This window comes from Patulibacter sp. (assembly GCF_030655195.1).
Lineage (GTDB): Bacteria > Actinomycetota > Thermoleophilia > Solirubrobacterales > Solirubrobacteraceae > Patulibacter.
This window is the reverse complement of the sequence record NZ_JAURWA010000126.1, coordinates 1-15,825: the sequence shown is the minus strand read 5'-3', so window position 1 is coordinate 15,825 and position 15,825 is coordinate 1. Positions and strand designations below refer to the sequence as shown.

Genomic DNA, 15,825 nt, shown 5'->3' with positions numbered 1-15,825 from the left:
TGCATTTGTCCCTGCAACAATGTCCAGCATGGCGACTCCGCAGGCTGGAACAGACGTCCGTCTCCTCGGCGACCGCGAGCTCGCGGCGTGGCGCGGCATGCTCCGGTCCTACGTCCTCCTGCAGCGCGAGCTCGAGCAGGGCCTGGAGGAGCGCCACGGGCTGCAGCACTCGACCTACGAGGTGCTCATGCACCTCTCCGACGCACCCGACGGCCGGATGCGCCTGTCGGACCTCGCGAAGCTGGCGGTCCTCAGCCGCAGCGGCCTGACGCGGCTGATCGACCGGCTCGAGAAGGACGGCCAGGTCGTCCGCGAGCGCTGCGCCACCGATGCCCGCGGCTACTTCGCGGTCCTGACGCTCGAGGGCCGCGCGCGGGTCCAGGAGGCCCGGGGCGAGTACCTCGACGAGGTCCGGAGCCGCTTCCACGACCTGATGACGCCCGAGGAGCAGGAGGTCCTGGGCACCGTCTGGACGAAGATCCTCGATCGCCTGGAGCCGGGTCTCCAGCCGTAGGGACGCCCCGGGGGCCCGGCCCCTACGATCGACGGGCATGCCGGACGCCGCCGACCGCCCCTCGCTCGACGCCCCGCCGCGCCCCGCGGCAGAGCGCCCGAAGGAGGTCTTCCGGATCGTCGCCCGCGCCGAGGAGCACGGCCATCGCGCCCGCGCCGGCGTCCTCTCGACCGCGCACGGCGACATCCGCACCCCCGGGTTCGTGCCGCTGGCGACGAAGGCGACCGTCCGCGGGATGCTGCCGAGCGAGATCCGCGACCTCGGCTACGACATCGTCCTGGGCAACACGTTCCACCTGATGCTCTCCCCGGGCGCGGAGCACATCAGGGAGCGCGGGGGACTGCACCGGTTCATGGGCTGGGACGGCCCGATCATCACGGACTCCGGCGGGTTCCAGGTCTTCTCGATGGGCCACGGCACCGTCGCCGACGAGATCAAGGGCCGGACGAAGGGCAAGGGCCTTCGGGGTCACGGGCGCATCGACGCGATCGAGGAGCACGGCGTGCGGTTCCGTTCCCACATCGACGGCTCGAAGCAGGTGCTCTCGCCCGAGCGGTCGATGGAGGTCCAGGCCGCGCTGGGCACCGATCTGGCGGTCGTCTTCGACGAGTGCACGCCGTTCAACGTCGACCGCGAGTACACCGCCCGGTCCACGGAGCGGACGCACCGGTGGCTCGAGCGGTGCCTGACCTTCCACGAGCAGCACGCCCCGGACTGGCAGCTCGTCTACGGCATCGTCCAGGGCGGCGTCTACCAGGACCTGCGGGTCGAGGCCACCGAGCTCGTCGCGTCCTCCCGCGTGGACGCCGTGGCGATCGGCGGGTCGCTCGGCGAGCACAAGGACCAGATGAACGAGGTCGTGGGCTGGGCCACGGCCGCGCTGGGCGGCGCGCACGAGAAGAAGCCGCGCCACCTCCTCGGCATCGGCGAGATCGACGACCTCGTCCGCGGCGTCGAGCAGGGGATCGACACGTTCGACTGCGCGATGCCCACCCGCCTGGGCCGACACGGCATGGCGCTCGTCCCCGAGCCCGAGAAGCGGTGGCGGGTCGACCTCAACCAGGCGCGGTGGAAGACGAGCGACGAGCCGATCTGCGAGGGCTGCCCGTGCCCCGCCTGCGCGCACGGCTTCACGCGTGCCTACCTGCGCTACCTCGTCCACACCAAGGAGCTGCTCGGCATGCGGCTCCTGACGGAGCACAACCTCGCGTTCGTCTCCCGCGTGATGCAGCGCCTGCGCCAGTCGATCATCGACGGCCGGCTGACGGAGGAGGCCGCCGCGATCCGCGGCGGCGTCATGCCGTAGGGCCGCCCGGAGCCCGCCTACTTCGTGTTGTCGTCGATCAGCTTCTGGACGTCGTCGATGATCTTGCTCGGCGTGTTGCCGCTGATCTCGCGCAGCTTCGGCGCGACCTGCTGCGAGAACACGTAGTAGATGCCGCCACCGACGATGGCGGCGAGGATCAGCATGATCGTCAGCGTGCGGGCCAGGCGGCCGAGGCAGCCCCCGCCGCTGCGGCGGGCCTTCGGCGGCTGGTCCTGCACCCAGTTGCCCGGCTGGGCGACGCGCCCGGTCGGCTGGGTGCGACGCGGCTCGCGGACGGTCCGCGCGGGGACGGCGGGGCGGTCCTGCGTGACCGGCGCACGACGCGCGGCGACCGGCTGCACCTGCGTGCGGTGGTCGTCCTCGTCCTCGAGCGGGTCGAAGTCGCGCTCGATGTCGTCGATCGCACCGCGGGGGACGATCGCGGTGGCGCCGGTGAACGGGCCGGTGACGGGGGAGACCCGCGTGCGGTCCTCGTCCGTCGACGGGCCGACGCCCGCGACGCCGTCGTCCAGGGCGCCCGCGTAGCCCTCGGCGCTCGGGTAGCGCATCTCGGGCTCGAGGCTGAGGGCCCGGTCGACGACGAGCCCGATCTCGGGCGGGACCTCGGCGTTGAGCTGGTCCAGGAGCGGCGGGGCCTCGCGCTGCTGCTTCAGGGCGAGGGCCGCGAGCGAGTCCGCCTCGTAGGGCAGCCGCGCGGCGAGCATCTGGTAGGTGACGACGCCCAGGGCGTAGATGTCGGCGGCGGGGCCGACGTCGCCCCCGGTCGCCTGCTCGGGCGCCAGGTAGCTCGCGGTGCCCACGACGGAGCCGATCTGCGTGATCGACGACTCCTCGGCCATCGCCTTGGCGATCCCGAAGTCGGCGATCTTCACCGTGCCGTCCTCGGCCAGCAGGATGTTGCCGGGCTTGACGTCGCGGTGGATCACGCCGTTGCGGTGCGCGTAGTCCAGACCGCGGGCGGCCTGACCGACGATCGAGATCGTCTCGGGCACCGAGAGGTAGCCGCGGGCGTGGAGCAGCTCGGCCCCGGACTGGCCCCGGACGGCCTCCATGACGATGAAGTAGCGCCCGGAGTCGTCGTCGAAGCCGAAGTCGAAGACCTGGACGATGTTGTTGTGGACCAGGCGCGCCGCCGAGAGGGCCTCGCGCCGGAAGCGCGAGACGAACTGCCGGTCGTCGGCGAGGTGCTCGGCGAGCAGCTTGACGGCCACGTGGCGCTCGAGCCGGCGGTCGAACGCCAGCCGGACGGTGGACATGCCACCGCTGCCGAGGCGCTCGCCGAGCTCGTACCGGCCCGAGAGAAGGTCGTTGCTCACCCGCCGCCCCGACCCTCGAAGTACTTCTTGGCGCGCTCGCGCAGGTCCTTCAGCCGCTCCTTGAGCGGCTTGTCGGCCTTCGGGCCCTGGCCGCGGGAGCGCTCGCTGGCGCCGGGCCCGTCGACGCCCGGGACCACGCCGCCGGATCCGTCGTCGCCGCCGTCACCGGGGTCCGCCGGCGTCGTCGGATCGGTCGCCGGGGGATCGATCGGCGTGGTGGTGCCGGGATCCTCGGGCGTCGTGGTCGGCGTCTCCGGCTGGGTGGGGGTCGTCGGCTCGACGGGCTCGGTCGTCGTCGGCGCGGTGGTCGTGGTCTCCGGCGCGGTCGTCGTCGTGGTCGACTCCTCGCAGTCGGTGCCGACGCGGTCGGAGAGCTCCTGGAACCCGGTCTTCAAGCGGTCCTTGAGGTCGCCGTCGACGCTCGAGGGCAGCTCGTCGACGCGCTTGGCCCCAGCGGTCGCGGCGCTGCGGGCCTCGTCGCAGCGGCCGTCGTCGATCGCCGTCTGGACCTTGCCCAGGCTGGCCTGGAGGTCGGACGCGGTGCTGCCGTCGAGCAGGCTCGACCCGCCGCACCCCGTCAGGGCGACGGCGGTGCAGCTCAGCACGACGGGGACGGATCGGCGAAGGCGCATCAGTGGGACGATCGGGGGAAGGCTACCGGCCGACGCCGAGGCGGTCGGCCAGTGACGTGGGCAGCCCGGCGTCGCGGATGGCCTGCTGGGCGCCGCCGACGTCGTAGCGGACGCGGTGCCAGGCCACGCGGCCGTCGTAGGGGTGCAGCTCCATCCAGGAGGCCCGGGGATCCTCGTCGCGCGGCTGCCCGACGCTGCCGGGGTTCAGGAGCCAGCGCTGGGCGCCGATCTGCGCCTCGTCGCCGTCGGTGCGACGCTGCGGGACGACCGGGCGGTTGCCGTCGCGCGCGAAGGACAGCGGCACGTGGCTGTGGCCGATCAGGGCGACCTGCTCCTCGAAGGCGTCGAGCGAGGCCTCGGCCTGCGCGGCGGTCAGGACGTACTCCCAGACCGGGTGCAGCGGGCTGCCGTGGGCCAGCAGGAACGACTGGGCGGTCGCCTGGGGACGCAGGGAGCCCAGCCACGCGCGGTGCTCGGCGGTCAGGTGCTCGCCGGTCCACGTCGCGGAGGTCGCCGCGTCGTCGGTGAAGCTGTCGGTCGACAGGCTGCCGATGGCCGCCAGGTCGTGGTTGCCGGCCAGGCAGACGGACGCGAAGCTGCGCACCGCCGCGCAGCAGCCGTCGGGGTCCGCGCCGTAGCCGACGACGTCGCCCAGGCACCAGACCTCGTCGCAGCCGCGGTCGTCCGCGTCCGCGAGGACGGCGTCGAGCGCGTGGCGATTGCCGTGGATGTCGGAGATGACGGCGACGTGCATACTCGGGCGATGGCGTCGGTGCGGATCCTCGGGCGGTGCGGCGGCGGGATGCCGATGCACGCGCGGGACCGTCCCGGGCGGTGCGACGAGGCCTGCCCGCGACGCACCGGGGCGTGCGGACGGGGTCCGCGCACCGACGGCGAAGGGTACTCGACCCCCGGCCCCCCGGTCCCCTCGCACGAGCGTGGCCCGGTTCGGCCGGGCCGGGGCCCGTGCGTCTCCCGCGGACCCGCCGCCGTCCGGTCGTCCGTCCGTCGCGTGCGGGGGACCGTCCCGTGCGCGTGACCGTCGTGGCGGTCGGGCGCACCCGCGCCCCGTACGCGGACGACCTGGCCCACTACGAGAAGCTCCTGCGGCCCTACGTCCGGCTCGACCAGATCGAGCTGCGCGACGACGCCGACGCCGAGCAGGTCGCCCGCCGGGTGCCCGAGCGGGCCCACTGCGTGCTGCTGGCCATCGACGCGCCCGCGCGGGACAGCGTCGCGCAGGCGACGTGGCTCGAGGAGCGTCGCCAGAGCGGGCGGGACCTGTGCTTCGTCCTCGGCGGCGCCGACGGCCTGGACCTCGACCGCGCCGACGAGCGCGTGTCGTTCGGCCCGATCACGCTGCCCCACCAGCTGGCGCGCGTGATCGTCCTGGAGCAGCTCTACCGCGCGCACCGGATCCTCCGCGGCGAGCCCTACCACCACTGAAAGCCCGGAACGGGCCCCGACCCCTGCTTCTCGGGCCCAGATCGCGCGGCTGTCGGCGGGGCATGGGCCACCCGTGGGGAGGTGAACGGGCCCCGACCCCTGCTTCTCGGGTCCAGATCGCCCGGCTGTCGGCGGGGCATGGGCCACCCGTGGGGGACCGGCCCCGGTGCGACGAGGCTCGCGCCACCCGCCTGTCCCTAACCTAGGGGCGTGACCTCGGGATCTCCTCTCCAGCGCCTACGTACGGTCCTCGACGACGCCGTGCTGAACGTCACGGGCGGCGAGCGCCCGAAGTCCGCGCCGACGCTCGAGCGCCCGAAGCAGGCCGCCCACGGCGACTACGCCACCAACGCGGCGATGCTGCTGCCCAAGATCGTCGGTGCCGCGCCGCCGATGATCGCCGAGCGCCTCTCCGTCGCCCTGTCGGAGTACCTGGGCGACGATCTCTCCTCGATCGAGACGGCCGGGCCGGGCTTCCTCAACCTGCGGCTCTCCGACGGGTGGCTCGCCAAGGCCCTCGCCGACGTGCTGGCCGCCGGCGATGCGTACGGCTCGGGCGGCGCCGCCGCGGGCGGGTCGGGCACGGAGTCCGTCCACCTCGAGTTCGTCTCCAACAACCCGACCGGCCCCGTCCACATCGGGGGCGCCCGTGGCGCCGCGTTCGGCTCGTCGCTGTCGAACCTGCTGGTCTTCCACGGCCACCGCGTCCACCGCGAGTACTACGTCAACGACCACGGCAACCAGGTCGAGCTGTTCGGGCAGTCGCTGCAGGCCCGCGCCCGCGGCGAGGAGCCGCCGGAGGAGGGCTACCAGGGCGGGTACGTCGCCGACGTCGCCGCACGGATCCCGGACGCCGCGACGCGCCCGGTCGAGGAGGTCGCCACCGAGGGCATCGCCCTGATGGTCGCGGCGCAGAAGGCGTCGCTGGAGGCCTTCCGCACGACCTTCGACCAGTGGTTCTCCGAGAACGCGCTGCACGAGCCGCGCGGCGAGCGGGTCTCCGAGGTGCAGGAGGCGTTCGACGTCCTCGCCGAGCAAGGCCGCACGTTCGAGCAGGAGGGCGCGCTGTTCCTGCGCACGAGCGACCTCGGCGACGACAAGGACCGCGTCCTGGTCCGCTCGGACGGCCGCGCGACCTACTTCGCCTCCGACGTCGCCTACCACCACGCCAAGCGCACCCGCGGCTACGACCGCGTGATCAACGTGCTCGGCGCCGACCACCACGGGTACGTCGCCCGCATCGAGGCGGCGTTCGAGGCCCTGGGCGGCGACCGCGACCGGATCGAGCTGCTGATCACGCAGTTCGTCAACCTCTTCGACGGCGGCGAGCGCGTGAAGATGTCCAAGCGCGCCGGCGAGTTCGTCGCCCTGGACGACCTGGTGGACGACATCGGCGTCGACGCGGCCCGCTGGTACCTGCTGGCCCGCTCGCACGACACCACGATCGACCTGGACCTCGCCGAGGCCCGCGAGCAGTCCGCCGAGAACCCCGTCTACTACGTGCAGTACGCGCACGCCCGCATCCGCTCGATCCTCACCCGCGCCGAGGCGGGGGAGACCACCACCGCGAACCCGGGCGACGGCGCGGTGGCCCCGAGCGAGCGCGAGCTCTCCCTGGCGCTGCTGGCCTGGCCGGACGAGGTCGCCGAGGCCGCCGACCGCCGCGCGCCCCACCGCATCGCCACCTACGCCCTGTCGCTGGCGCGGGGCTACTCGGCCTTCTACCGCGACTGCCCGGTGCTGGCCGCGGGGCTGCCCGACGACGTCCGCGCCCGCCGCCTGGACGTCTGCCGCGCCACCGCGACCGTCCTGGCGTCGGCCCTGGCGATCCTCGGCGTCGACGCCCCGGAGCGCATGGACCGCGAGGACGCGGTCGAGGCCTGAGCCTCCGGGTGCCCCGAGCCGCGCCGCAGTCCGGACGCGGTCCGGCCCGAGACGCTCGGGGTGGGGCCCGGTCCCTTACCTCTCCAGCCAGGCGACCACGCCGTCGAGGCCCAGCGCGTCGATGACGTCGCGGGCCTCGCTCGCCAGGCGCGTCATCTGGTGGGTGGCCACGAGCCAGCCGATGACGATCAGCAGGACGCCGCCGACCACGGTGATCACGGTGTAGTGGTTGCGGATGACGCGGGCGGCGTTCGTCACGCGCTCGAGCGCGAGCGCCGCGCCCATGAAGGGGACGGCGAGGCCGAGTCCGTAGGCGAGCAGCAGGAACGCCCCGCCGCCGGTGCCGGTCTGGGTCGCCGCCGCCGTGAGGATCGCCCCGAGGATCGGGCCGGCGCACGGGGTCCAGGCGACGGCGAAGGCCATCCCGGCGATCATCGGCCCGCCCGTCCCGGCCTTGCGCATCAGCGCGTCGGAGCGGAAGGAGCGGTTCAGCAGCGGGACGAACGGCGATGCGACGAAGACGACGCCCATCGTGATCAGCAGGATCCCGGCGACGACGTCGAGCGTGTCGCGGCTGCCCTTCAGCGGCGCGCCGAGGCCCTGGGCGAAGAGCCCCAGGACGACGAACACGAGGATGAAGCTCATGCAGAAGATCGCCGCCGGGCCCAGGATCGCCCCGGTGCGGCGGTCCCCGGCGGAGCGGACGCTCTCGCCACCGGTCAGCACGGACAGGTAGCCGGGGACGAGTGGCAGCACGCACGGCGAGGCGAACGAGAGCAGACCGGCGGCGAACGCCGCGAAGACCGTGGGATCGGCGGCGGCCAGCGGCAGGAGGGCGACGCTCACGCGTAGCGCTCGAGCTCGGCGTCCAGCCGGCGCCGGTCGTCGTCGGTCAGGCCGGAGGAGGACGAGTCGAGGTCCGGGCCGCCGTCCGTCGGGAGGCCGTCGCCCGCCGGGCCGTCGCCGTCCCCGTCGTCGAGCCGGGCCCGCCGCCGCCAACGGCCGATCAGGACGACGAGCAGGGTGATGCCGAAGACCGCCGCGACGCCGGGGATGGCGATCCGCGCGACCCGCAGCCCGCTCTCGGGCGGGTCGATCAGGACGGGGTCGCCGTAGATGGCGACCATCGCGTCGATCGCCTGCTGCTTCGTCTTCCCCTGGGCGACGAGCCGCTCGATCTGGTCGCGCTCCTCCAGCGCCTGCGGGGCGTTGCTCTGGTTCAGCGGCGTCCGGCAGGTGACGCACATCAGCTCGGCCTCGACCGCCTCGAGCGAGGTCCGCGGCGTGGCGGCGCCCGCGGGGGCGACGAAGGAGAGCAGCAGCAGCACGATCGCCGTGAACAGGGCGAGGGTCGCCGTCTTCGACGGGGCGACGGTGACCGCGGTGGGCGGTGTCTCGATCTGCGTGGTGCCGGGGCCGGCGCCCTCGCGCGGGGGCGGGTCGCCCTGGAGGGTCCCGGGCCGCGGGCCGGTCGACTCCGCGGTCGCGTCCTGCGCCGGGCCGCTCATCGGGCGAGGACCTGCTTCGGGACGCCGGCGCGCTCGAGCGCGCCGTCCATGAAGTCCGTCGTGACCGCGGTGCGGGCGATCGCGTGGATGCGGCCGCGCCGGTCGATGACGAACGTCTCGGGCATCAGGCTGGCGCCGTACTCCTGTGCCAGCTCGGTACCGGGGTCCTGGAACGACGGGTAGGTCAGGCCGAAGCGCTTCTCGAACGCGATGCTCTTCTCGGGCACGTCGTTGTTCGTCACGCCCAGCACGGTGCCGACGCCGGCGGCGGTGAGCTTGCGGTGGTACCGCTCGAGCAGGGGGGCCTCGTCACGGCACGGGGTGCACCACGAGCCCCAGAAGTTGAGGACGACGACCTGGCCGCGGAACTGCGCCAGGGTCTTCTTCGCGCCACCCGTCAGCGGGACGAGCCCGCGGTCGGACCCGGGGGCGACGACCGGCGTGCCCTCCTGCACCTGCGCGTCGAGGCGCTTCTGGTTCTGCTGATCGGCCGGCGAGCGGGTCAACGCGAACGCGAGGACGGCCACCAGGGCGACGGCGAGGATCCCGAGCAGCGCGGGAACGGCGGAGCGACGCATCACCCCGAACGGTACGCCCTCCCGCGCGAGGGAGGCGCCATCGTCGGCCCCCGCCCCGGCCGCCGCCGGTCGCACCGCCGCGCCGCCCCTGCCGTGGGCGCGGTATCGTCCGCCGGGCGTGCGGCAGTAGCTCAGTTGGTAGAGCATCAGCTTCCCAAGCTGAGGGTCGCGAGTTCGAATCTCGTCTGCCGCTCCTCGAAGGACGCCCCGTCGACGCGGGGCGTTCGTCGTTCCGGGGTCCCTCTCGGCGTGTCCGCCGGGCCGATCGGCCCGACGACGCGGAGCGGGGCCGCCGGTCAGTCCCTGCCGAGGGCCAGCGCCCGGAACGCCCGGCGCTGGAGGCCGAGCGGGATCCGGGCGATCCGCGTGTGGTCCAGGTGCCGGCCCGCGATCCGGGCCAGCTCCCACGGGCGGGGCGGCAGGTGGCGCAGCTCGGCGTCGAGCTCCGCGAAGGTCTCGTCGATCGCGATGGCCGGGGTGATCGTCGCCGTGCCGCGGGTGCCTCGCCGGACCGCCCAGAGGTCGTGCGGCGTGCCCGCGGGGATCGTCGCGTGCTCACCGGGCCGGACGACGACGGAGCGGCTGCCCCTCCGGCGCACCAGGACGGCGCCGCGCCGGACGTCGATCCGCTCCTCCGCGTGCGGGTGGACGTGCAGGCCCGGGGCGACGGGGCCGGGCGGCGCGGCGAAGCGGAAGCGGACCATCGACCCCGCCGACGACGGGGTCTCGACGACGATCGTCACCGGTCCGAGGTGCAGCTCCCGGCCGGGCTCGGGCGGGGCGGGGGCGGGATCGGGCACGCCGTCCGGCTACCCGATCGCGCGCCGGGCCAGGCGGGTCCTACCCGTAGGTCGCGAAGAAGAAGAACCAGATCGTCGCGACGACGATGGCGATCGAGACGGAGCCGACCATCACGACGTCGATGGCCGAGGTGGTGCGACCCGTGGTGCGGCCGTCGCGCATGGACTGGTTCCACGGCATGCGGACGGTGACCTCGTCCGAGCCGCCCATGACCTTCGCGTACCAGCCGTTCAGGACCGCGAGGACCTTCACCATCACGAAGCCGGTGAGGGCGATCGCGAAGATGACGAACGCCGCCTGGCCCATCGTCAGGTTCTGCGAGTCGGCCCGCGCGGCGGTCACGCGGATCCACAGGTACGGGTTGCCGGCCCACATGAAGAGCCCGCCCGCCAGCATCAGGGTGAGGATCAGGGCGCCGCCGACCTTGCGCGGAGCGCTCGGCGAACGCGTCGTCGGAGTGTTCATCGTGCGCGATGCTACCGCCGGTCGGTACCGCGCTGCCAGTGCGACTTCGGTCGTCCGTCCGCCGGACCCCGCCGGTGGAGTCCCCGCACACACGGCGTCCGCACCACGGGGTGGGGCGGTTCGCGGCGCAACCTTGCCACACTCCATGGCATGACGCGGACGTTGCGCCTCACCTTCGCGATCGTCGCCGCGGTGACCCTCGCGGCGGCCCTCCTGTACACGAGCTTCGCCGGCTCGGCCGAGGCCCGCCAGCCAAGTCAGATGGCCGGCGCCCAGGTCGGCCAGGACTACCGGCTGACCGGCATCGTCGTGCCCGGCACGTTCGCCCGCAAGGGCGACGCCATCAGCTTCCGGGTCAAGGACCGCAAGGGCGGCGCCTCGGTCCCGGTCGTCTACAGCGGCCAGGTCCCCGACGCGTTCCGCGAGGGCCGCGAGGTCATCGTCACCGTCCAGAAGGACGGCGAGCGGTACCAGGGCGAGGCGGACTCGCTCATCACGAAGTGCCCGTCGAAGTTCGACGACGGGAAGTCGGGCGATGCGCAGTCGATGGAGTGGCGCGACGGGTCCGACAAGGTCGTCGAGGGCAAGTAGCCCCACATGGACCTCCTGGGTCGCGGACTCCTGGTCCTCGCGCTCCTCGTCTCGGCCTACGGCGCCGTGGCGAGCATCGTCGGGGCGCGCAGGCTGCAGCAGGCCGGCGGACCGGCCGTCGACGACGGGTCGCTGAACACGCACGGCTCGGCGTTCGTCCGCTCGGGCCGCCGGGCGATCTACCTCGTCGCCCTGATGACGACGGCGTGCTTCGTCCTCGTCGAGATCGCGTTCATCCGCACCGACCTGACGTTCGACGTCGTCGCGAGCCACTCGTCCGCCACCACGCCCCTGGGCTACCGGATGGCCGCGCCCTGGAGCTCGCAGGAGGGCTCGCTGCTCCTCTGGGTCTGGCTGCTCAGCCTGTGGAGCTCGCTCGTCGTCCGACTGGCCGGCCGACGGATGGCCGACGTCGTGCCGTGGGCGCAGGCGGTCCTGCTCGGGCTGAGCCTCTTCTTCCTGCTGCTGCTCGTCTTCTACAGCTCGCCGTTCCGGCTGAGCTCGCCGGTGCCGCTGCAGGGCGAGGGCCTCAACCCGCTCCTGCAGTACCCGAGCATGATGATCCACCCGCCGATGCTCTACAGCGGCTACACGCTGTTCGCGATCCCGTTCGCGTTCGCCGTCGGCGCCCTGATCGCGGGGCACGTCGGGTCCGACTGGATCCGGCACACGCGCCGCTACGCGCTGGGCGCCTGGCTGCTCCTGGGCATCGGCATCGTCCTGGGCTCGCGCTGGTCCTACGCCGAGCTGGGCTGGGGCGGCTACTGGGGCTGGGACGCCGTCGAGAACGCGTCGCTCATGCCGTGGATCCTTGGCACCGCCTTCATCCACTCCGTGATGATCCAGGAGAAGCGGGGGATGCTCCGCACCTGGAACGTGTCGCTGATCCTGGCGACGGGGATCCTCTGCATCCTCGGCACCTTCATCGTCCGCTCGGGGATCATCTCCTCGATCCACGCCTTCGGCTCCTCGACCGTCGGCTGGCAGTTCCTGACCCTGCTCGGGATCATGACCGCCGGGTCGATCGGGCTCGTGACCTGGCGCCGCGGGCTCCTGCGATCCGAGCACCGGATCGACTCGCTCCTCTCGCGCGAGGCCATCTTCCTGGCCGGCAACGTCGTCCTGGTCCTCCTGGTCCTCGTGATCCTGTGGGGCACGTTCTTCCCGCTCCTGTCCGACCTCATGACGGGCAAGCAGCGCCCGTGGGCGTCGTCGACCTGGGGCTGGTGGGTCGGCCCGCTCGCGCTCGCGCTCGTCGGTCTCATGGGCCTCGGGCCGCTGGCCGCCTGGCGGAAGACGACCAAGGCGCAGGCCTGGCGGCAGATGCGGGCCCCGCTCGCCGTCGCCGTCCTCGTCCTGATCGGCGGCGTCGTCGTCGGCGGCGGCGGACGCGTCGACGTCGTCCTGGCGCTGCTGCTCGGGGGCTTCGTCCTCGGCGCCGTCGGGCAGGAGCTCGTCCGCGGCACCCGGTCGCGGCACATCTCCACCGGCGAGGCCTATCCCGTCGCGCTGCCCCGCCTCGTCGGCCGCAACCGCCGGCGCTACGGCGGCTACCTCGTGCACGCGGGCTTCGCGGTCCTCGTCCTCGCGGTCGCGGCGTCGTCGGCGTTCAAGGACACCCACCGCGTGCACGCCCAGGTCGGCGACCGCTTCAAGGTCGGCGGCTACGAGCTGCGCTACGAGGGCGCGATCGGCGACTACCGCCTGCGCGACCAGCGCATCGAGAAGCTGATCATCGGCGCGACGATGGGCGTCTACCGCGACGGCAAGCGGATCCAGACGATCCGTCCGACTCGCGAGTTCTTCCCGTCGCTGAACACCGCGGACGGCCCCGTCGGCCGGTACTTCAACGGCGAGGCCGCCACCGAGGTCGCCCTCGACGCCGGGCTCACGCGCGACCTGTGGGTCGCCATGCAGCCCGACGGCGACGCGCTCGTCTCGGTCTACCAGGCGCTCGACGACAAGCTCAAGGGCACGGAGGCCCCGTTCGCCCGGGGCGCCGAGCTCGCGATCGGGCTGACGCAGGTCTACGGGCAGCGCCCCGCACCGGTGACCTTCCAGGTGATCGTGTCGCCGCTGGTGACCTGGATCTGGATCGGCAGCATCTTCATGGCGCTGGGCGCGCTCCTGGCGATCTGGCCCGCGCCGGACCTGCAGGCCCGTCGCGTGCGGGCCAAGCAGAAGGCCCGGATCGCCCGCGATCTCGGCCGGGCGCAGGAGTCGCCGTCGTGACCGTCGTCGGCCCGCTGCTCGTCCTCGTCGCCTTCGCCCTGGCGCTGTTCCTGCTGTCCCAGCCGTTCTGGCCGGGACAGGAGGAGCGGGCCGCCGAGGCCGACGCGCTGCGCCGCGCCGACCTCGACGCCGCCAAGATCGCGAAGTACCGCGAGATCCGCGACGCCGCGCTGGACCACTCCACCGGCAAGCTCTCCGACGCGGACTGGCGCCCGATCGACACGCGCCTGCGGTCCGAGGCGGTGGCGATCCTCGACGAGCTCGACGGCCTCGATCACGTGCGGGGCACCGGCGACGGCGTCCGCGAGGCGCTGCCCGACGGCGCCGCGGTCCCCGGGCCCGCCGGGGTCAGCGACCCGGTGGTCGCGCGCGACGCCGCCCGTGCGGACGACCTCGACGGACCCGCCGAGGCGGCGGACTCCGCGGCCCGCTAGGATCGCCCGCGATGGAAGCTGTGCTCTCGGTCCTCCAGATCGTCGTGTCCGTGGTGGTCATCGCCCTGATCCTCATGCACTCGGGCAAGGACGCCGGACTCTCCGGCGCCTTCGGCGTCGGCTCGGGCACGGGCCCCCTCGGCGGCGGCTCCAACACGGAGCGCAACCTGAACCGCTGGACGATCTTCTTCTGCATCGTGTTCGTGCTGAACACGATCGTGCTGATCCGGATCGGCTAGCGCGCGATCCCGGGGCGCCGCGAGCGCCCGCCCGACGACCACCGCGTCGTCCCACCGCGACCCCGGACCTCCGGGGTCGTTCGCGTTCCGGGGGAGGCGGCGGATCGGGACACGCGCCGCCGGGGCGTCGGGCAGCTCGGTGCCGGCCGCCGGCGGGACGGAGGCGGGGCCCCGGGATCGGGCGGGCGTCGCGGGACGGCTCGCTGGGCGGCGCCTCAGTCCGTGACGACGATGCCGCCGGTCGTCCGGAGCGCCGGGGCGAGGATGCCGTGGCCCAGGCGCGCACCGTCGCGCGTGGGGGAGCCGACGAGGGTCCGGCCGGTCGTGAGCGCCTCGACCCCGGCCAGGACGTCGAGCGGCGAGACGAGCAGCGGCACCGAGCCGGCCGCACCCGCGACCTCGCCGTCGACGATGCGCGACGTGCCCTCGGCGGCGATGCCGTAGGCCAGGCCGAGCTCGGCGTTGATCGGCCGGAGGTCCCCGATCGAGGTGACGAGGAGCCCGACGTCGACGCCGGCGACCAGCGCGGCGAGGTCGGCGGCGTCCCCGCCCGCCAGCACGAGGTTCGTCGGGCGGGGGCCGCGGGCGTCGCCGCCGGGGCTCGTGGCGTGGCCCGTCGAGGTCCGGGAGCGGCCGTCGTGGACGAGCGACGCGAGCACCCCGGCGTCGACGAGCCGCAGCGGGCGCTTCGGGGTGCCCGAGGCGTCGAAGGCGCGGGGGAGGGTGCCGGGGTCGGTGGGGTCGTCGATCAGGTGGACCAGCGCCGAGCCCACCGCCGTGGCCAGGCGGCCGTCTGCGCGGGTCCGGCCGTCCGCCGAGGCGAGGCCGTCGAACACGAGCGGGCCCGCGACGTCGAGGATCGCGGCGACGGCCTCCGGCGTCAGGACGATGGTCTGCTCGCCGGCGGTCGGGTCGTGCCACTCGCCGCCGGGGATGCGCCCGAGCGCCCGTCGGGCCAGCGCCCCGGCGTCCAGGGCCCCGGCGGCCTGGGCGCTCTCCGCCGCCATCGCCGCGCGCACGCCGCCTGCCCCGGTGCGGACCCGCAGGTGGGCGTCCGTGGTGCGCTCGCCCAGCACGAGGCCCGTCGAAGCCGCGACGGCCCGCGTCACGGCACCGTGGACCCACCGCGCGGCGACGGGCGTGTCGCCGGCCGCGGCGCGGACGGCCTGCACGGCGGCCAGACCGTCGGCGGCCTCGGCGGCCGCCGTCTCCTCGTCCCCGTCGCCCGACGGGTCGACCGCGGCGGGCTCCGGCGGCGGGGTGGCGTCCCCCGGGCCGTCGGCCCCGGCGGCCGTCGCGTCGGCGGCGCGGATCGCCCGACGGGCGGCGGCGGCCAGCGCCGCACCGTCCACGGCGGAGGTGGTCGCCGACCCGAGGTGCCCGTCGCGCCAGGCGGTGAACGTGACCTCGGTGCGGTCGACCGTCGAGGTGCGCAGCTGGCCGCCCCGGGGCAGGACGACCGACGCGGACCGCTCGTGGGCGACGGTGACCCAGCCCGCGCCGTCGAGGGAGTCCAGGGCGCGGGCGGCGAGGTCGACGGGCGGGGGCGTGCTCATGCGGGCGGTTCCGGGTCGGGGTGACGGATGACGGGCGGTGGTCCCGTGCGGCGAGCGTCGGTTCGCGAGGACCTGCGCACCGGCCCGACGACGACCGGCTGCGAGGTGCCAGGCCCCCACGCTAACGGTCGGGCCGGGCGGGGCCGCCGGGCCGGGGACGGGGCCCTGTCGGCCCCTCCCCGATCCGCCCCGTACGCTGGGGGAATGCGCCCGGGTCGCGGCCTCCCGACACGCCGCACGCGCGCGGCGCTCGCCGCGTCGGCCGTCGCCGCCGCGACCGCCGCCGTGCTCGCCGCCACGGA

17 protein-coding genes and 1 tRNA gene are annotated in these 15,825 nt (G+C 74.2%); 9 read left to right on the top strand and 9 right to left on the bottom strand.

What is annotated here, in order from left to right:
* Positions 1-28 precede the first annotated feature (28 nt).
* Together Q7T67_RS13970 and tgt are read left to right on the top strand one after the other, a co-directional pair.
* On the top strand, positions 29-514 hold the full coding sequence (locus tag Q7T67_RS13970; protein WP_304790654.1) for a MarR family winged helix-turn-helix transcriptional regulator: 486 nt from the start codon (positions 29-31) through the stop codon (positions 512-514).
* Between the two features lie 37 nt (positions 515-551).
* Positions 552-1,820, top strand: coding sequence for a tRNA guanosine(34) transglycosylase Tgt (tgt, locus tag Q7T67_RS13965; RefSeq protein WP_304790651.1), 1,269 nt, complete (start codon positions 552-554; stop codon positions 1,818-1,820).
* Between the two features lie 17 nt (positions 1,821-1,837).
* Here tgt and Q7T67_RS13960 read toward each other — a convergent pair whose 3' ends face one another.
* From Q7T67_RS13960 to Q7T67_RS13950, 3 genes are read right to left on the bottom strand one after another with little or no spacing between them, the layout of a single operon-like run.
* Complete coding sequence (locus tag Q7T67_RS13960; RefSeq protein WP_304790648.1) at positions 1,838-3,157, bottom strand: protein kinase; 1,320 nt, start codon at positions 3,155-3,157, stop codon at positions 1,838-1,840.
* The gene (locus tag Q7T67_RS13955) at positions 3,154-3,789 is read right to left on the bottom strand and encodes a hypothetical protein (protein ID WP_304790645.1); all 636 of its coding nucleotides are present in this window, start codon (positions 3,787-3,789) and stop codon (positions 3,154-3,156) included. The genes Q7T67_RS13960 and Q7T67_RS13955 overlap by 4 nt, the downstream gene beginning before the upstream one ends.
* Positions 3,790-3,811: 22 nt before the next feature.
* On the bottom strand, positions 3,812-4,543 hold the full coding sequence (locus Q7T67_RS13950) for a metallophosphoesterase (RefSeq protein ID WP_304790643.1): 732 nt from the start codon (positions 4,541-4,543) through the stop codon (positions 3,812-3,814).
* A gap of 281 nt (positions 4,544-4,824) precedes the next feature.
* Between Q7T67_RS13950 and Q7T67_RS13945 the strand changes: the two genes are divergently transcribed.
* Positions 4,825-5,235, top strand: coding sequence for a 23S rRNA (pseudouridine(1915)-N(3))-methyltransferase RlmH (locus Q7T67_RS13945; protein WP_304790640.1), 411 nt, complete (start codon positions 4,825-4,827; stop codon positions 5,233-5,235).
* 210 nt (positions 5,236-5,445) lie between these two features.
* Positions 5,446-7,119, top strand: coding sequence for an arginine--tRNA ligase (gene argS / locus Q7T67_RS13940; protein ID WP_304790637.1), 1,674 nt, complete (start codon positions 5,446-5,448; stop codon positions 7,117-7,119).
* Between the two features lie 75 nt (positions 7,120-7,194).
* Here argS and Q7T67_RS13935 read toward each other — a convergent pair whose 3' ends face one another.
* Genes Q7T67_RS13935 through Q7T67_RS13925 form a run of 3 tightly spaced genes read right to left on the bottom strand, consistent with a single transcriptional unit; the run spans position 7,195 to position 9,205 of the window.
* Positions 7,195-7,965, bottom strand: coding sequence for a cytochrome c biogenesis CcdA family protein (locus Q7T67_RS13935; protein WP_304790634.1), 771 nt, complete (start codon positions 7,963-7,965; stop codon positions 7,195-7,197).
* Positions 7,962-8,627 (bottom strand): cytochrome c-type biogenesis protein, encoded by a 666-nt coding sequence (locus Q7T67_RS13930; protein ID WP_304790631.1) that lies wholly within the window; start codon positions 8,625-8,627, stop codon positions 7,962-7,964. The genes Q7T67_RS13935 and Q7T67_RS13930 overlap by 4 nt, the downstream gene beginning before the upstream one ends.
* On the bottom strand, positions 8,624-9,205 hold the full coding sequence (locus tag Q7T67_RS13925) for a TlpA disulfide reductase family protein (RefSeq protein WP_304790628.1): 582 nt from the start codon (positions 9,203-9,205) through the stop codon (positions 8,624-8,626). The genes Q7T67_RS13930 and Q7T67_RS13925 overlap by 4 nt, the downstream gene beginning before the upstream one ends.
* Positions 9,206-9,325: 120 nt before the next feature.
* Here Q7T67_RS13925 and Q7T67_RS13920 point away from each other — a divergent pair.
* A tRNA-Gly gene (locus tag Q7T67_RS13920) sits at positions 9,326-9,398 on the top strand.
* Positions 9,399-9,501: 103 nt separating this feature from the next.
* On the opposite strand, the gene Q7T67_RS13915 is transcribed toward Q7T67_RS13920, so the two are convergent.
* Positions 9,502-10,005, bottom strand: a complete 504-nt coding sequence (locus tag Q7T67_RS13915) for a cupin domain-containing protein (RefSeq protein WP_304790625.1) — start codon at positions 10,003-10,005, stop codon at positions 9,502-9,504.
* 40 nt (positions 10,006-10,045) lie between these two features.
* Positions 10,046-10,471, bottom strand: coding sequence for a hypothetical protein (locus tag Q7T67_RS13910; protein ID WP_304790622.1), 426 nt, complete (start codon positions 10,469-10,471; stop codon positions 10,046-10,048).
* Positions 10,472-10,621: 150 nt separating this feature from the next.
* On the opposite strand from Q7T67_RS13910, the gene Q7T67_RS13905 reads away from it, so the two are divergent.
* Genes Q7T67_RS13905 through secG form a run of 4 tightly spaced genes read left to right on the top strand, consistent with a single transcriptional unit; the run spans position 10,622 to position 13,967 of the window.
* Positions 10,622-11,062: a cytochrome c maturation protein CcmE gene (locus Q7T67_RS13905; RefSeq protein WP_304790619.1), complete on the top strand. Its 441-nt coding sequence runs from the start codon at positions 10,622-10,624 to the stop codon at positions 11,060-11,062.
* A gap of 6 nt (positions 11,063-11,068) precedes the next feature.
* Positions 11,069-13,294 carry a heme lyase CcmF/NrfE family subunit gene (locus tag Q7T67_RS13900; protein ID WP_304790616.1) on the top strand — a complete coding sequence of 742 codons (2,226 nt, stop codon included), beginning with the start codon at positions 11,069-11,071 and terminating at the stop codon, positions 13,292-13,294.
* A complete protein-coding gene (locus tag Q7T67_RS13895; RefSeq protein ID WP_304790614.1) occupies positions 13,291-13,728 on the top strand; it encodes a hypothetical protein in 438 nt (145 codons plus the stop codon). The genes Q7T67_RS13900 and Q7T67_RS13895 overlap by 4 nt, the downstream gene beginning before the upstream one ends.
* Positions 13,729-13,739: 11 nt before the next feature.
* A complete protein-coding gene (secG, locus tag Q7T67_RS13890) occupies positions 13,740-13,967 on the top strand; it encodes a preprotein translocase subunit SecG (RefSeq protein ID WP_304790612.1) in 228 nt (75 codons plus the stop codon).
* 215 nt (positions 13,968-14,182) lie between these two features.
* On the opposite strand, the gene Q7T67_RS13885 is transcribed toward secG, so the two are convergent.
* Complete coding sequence (locus Q7T67_RS13885; RefSeq protein ID WP_304790609.1) at positions 14,183-15,523, bottom strand: metallopeptidase TldD-related protein; 1,341 nt, start codon at positions 15,521-15,523, stop codon at positions 14,183-14,185.
* Positions 15,524-15,825 lie beyond the last annotated feature (302 nt).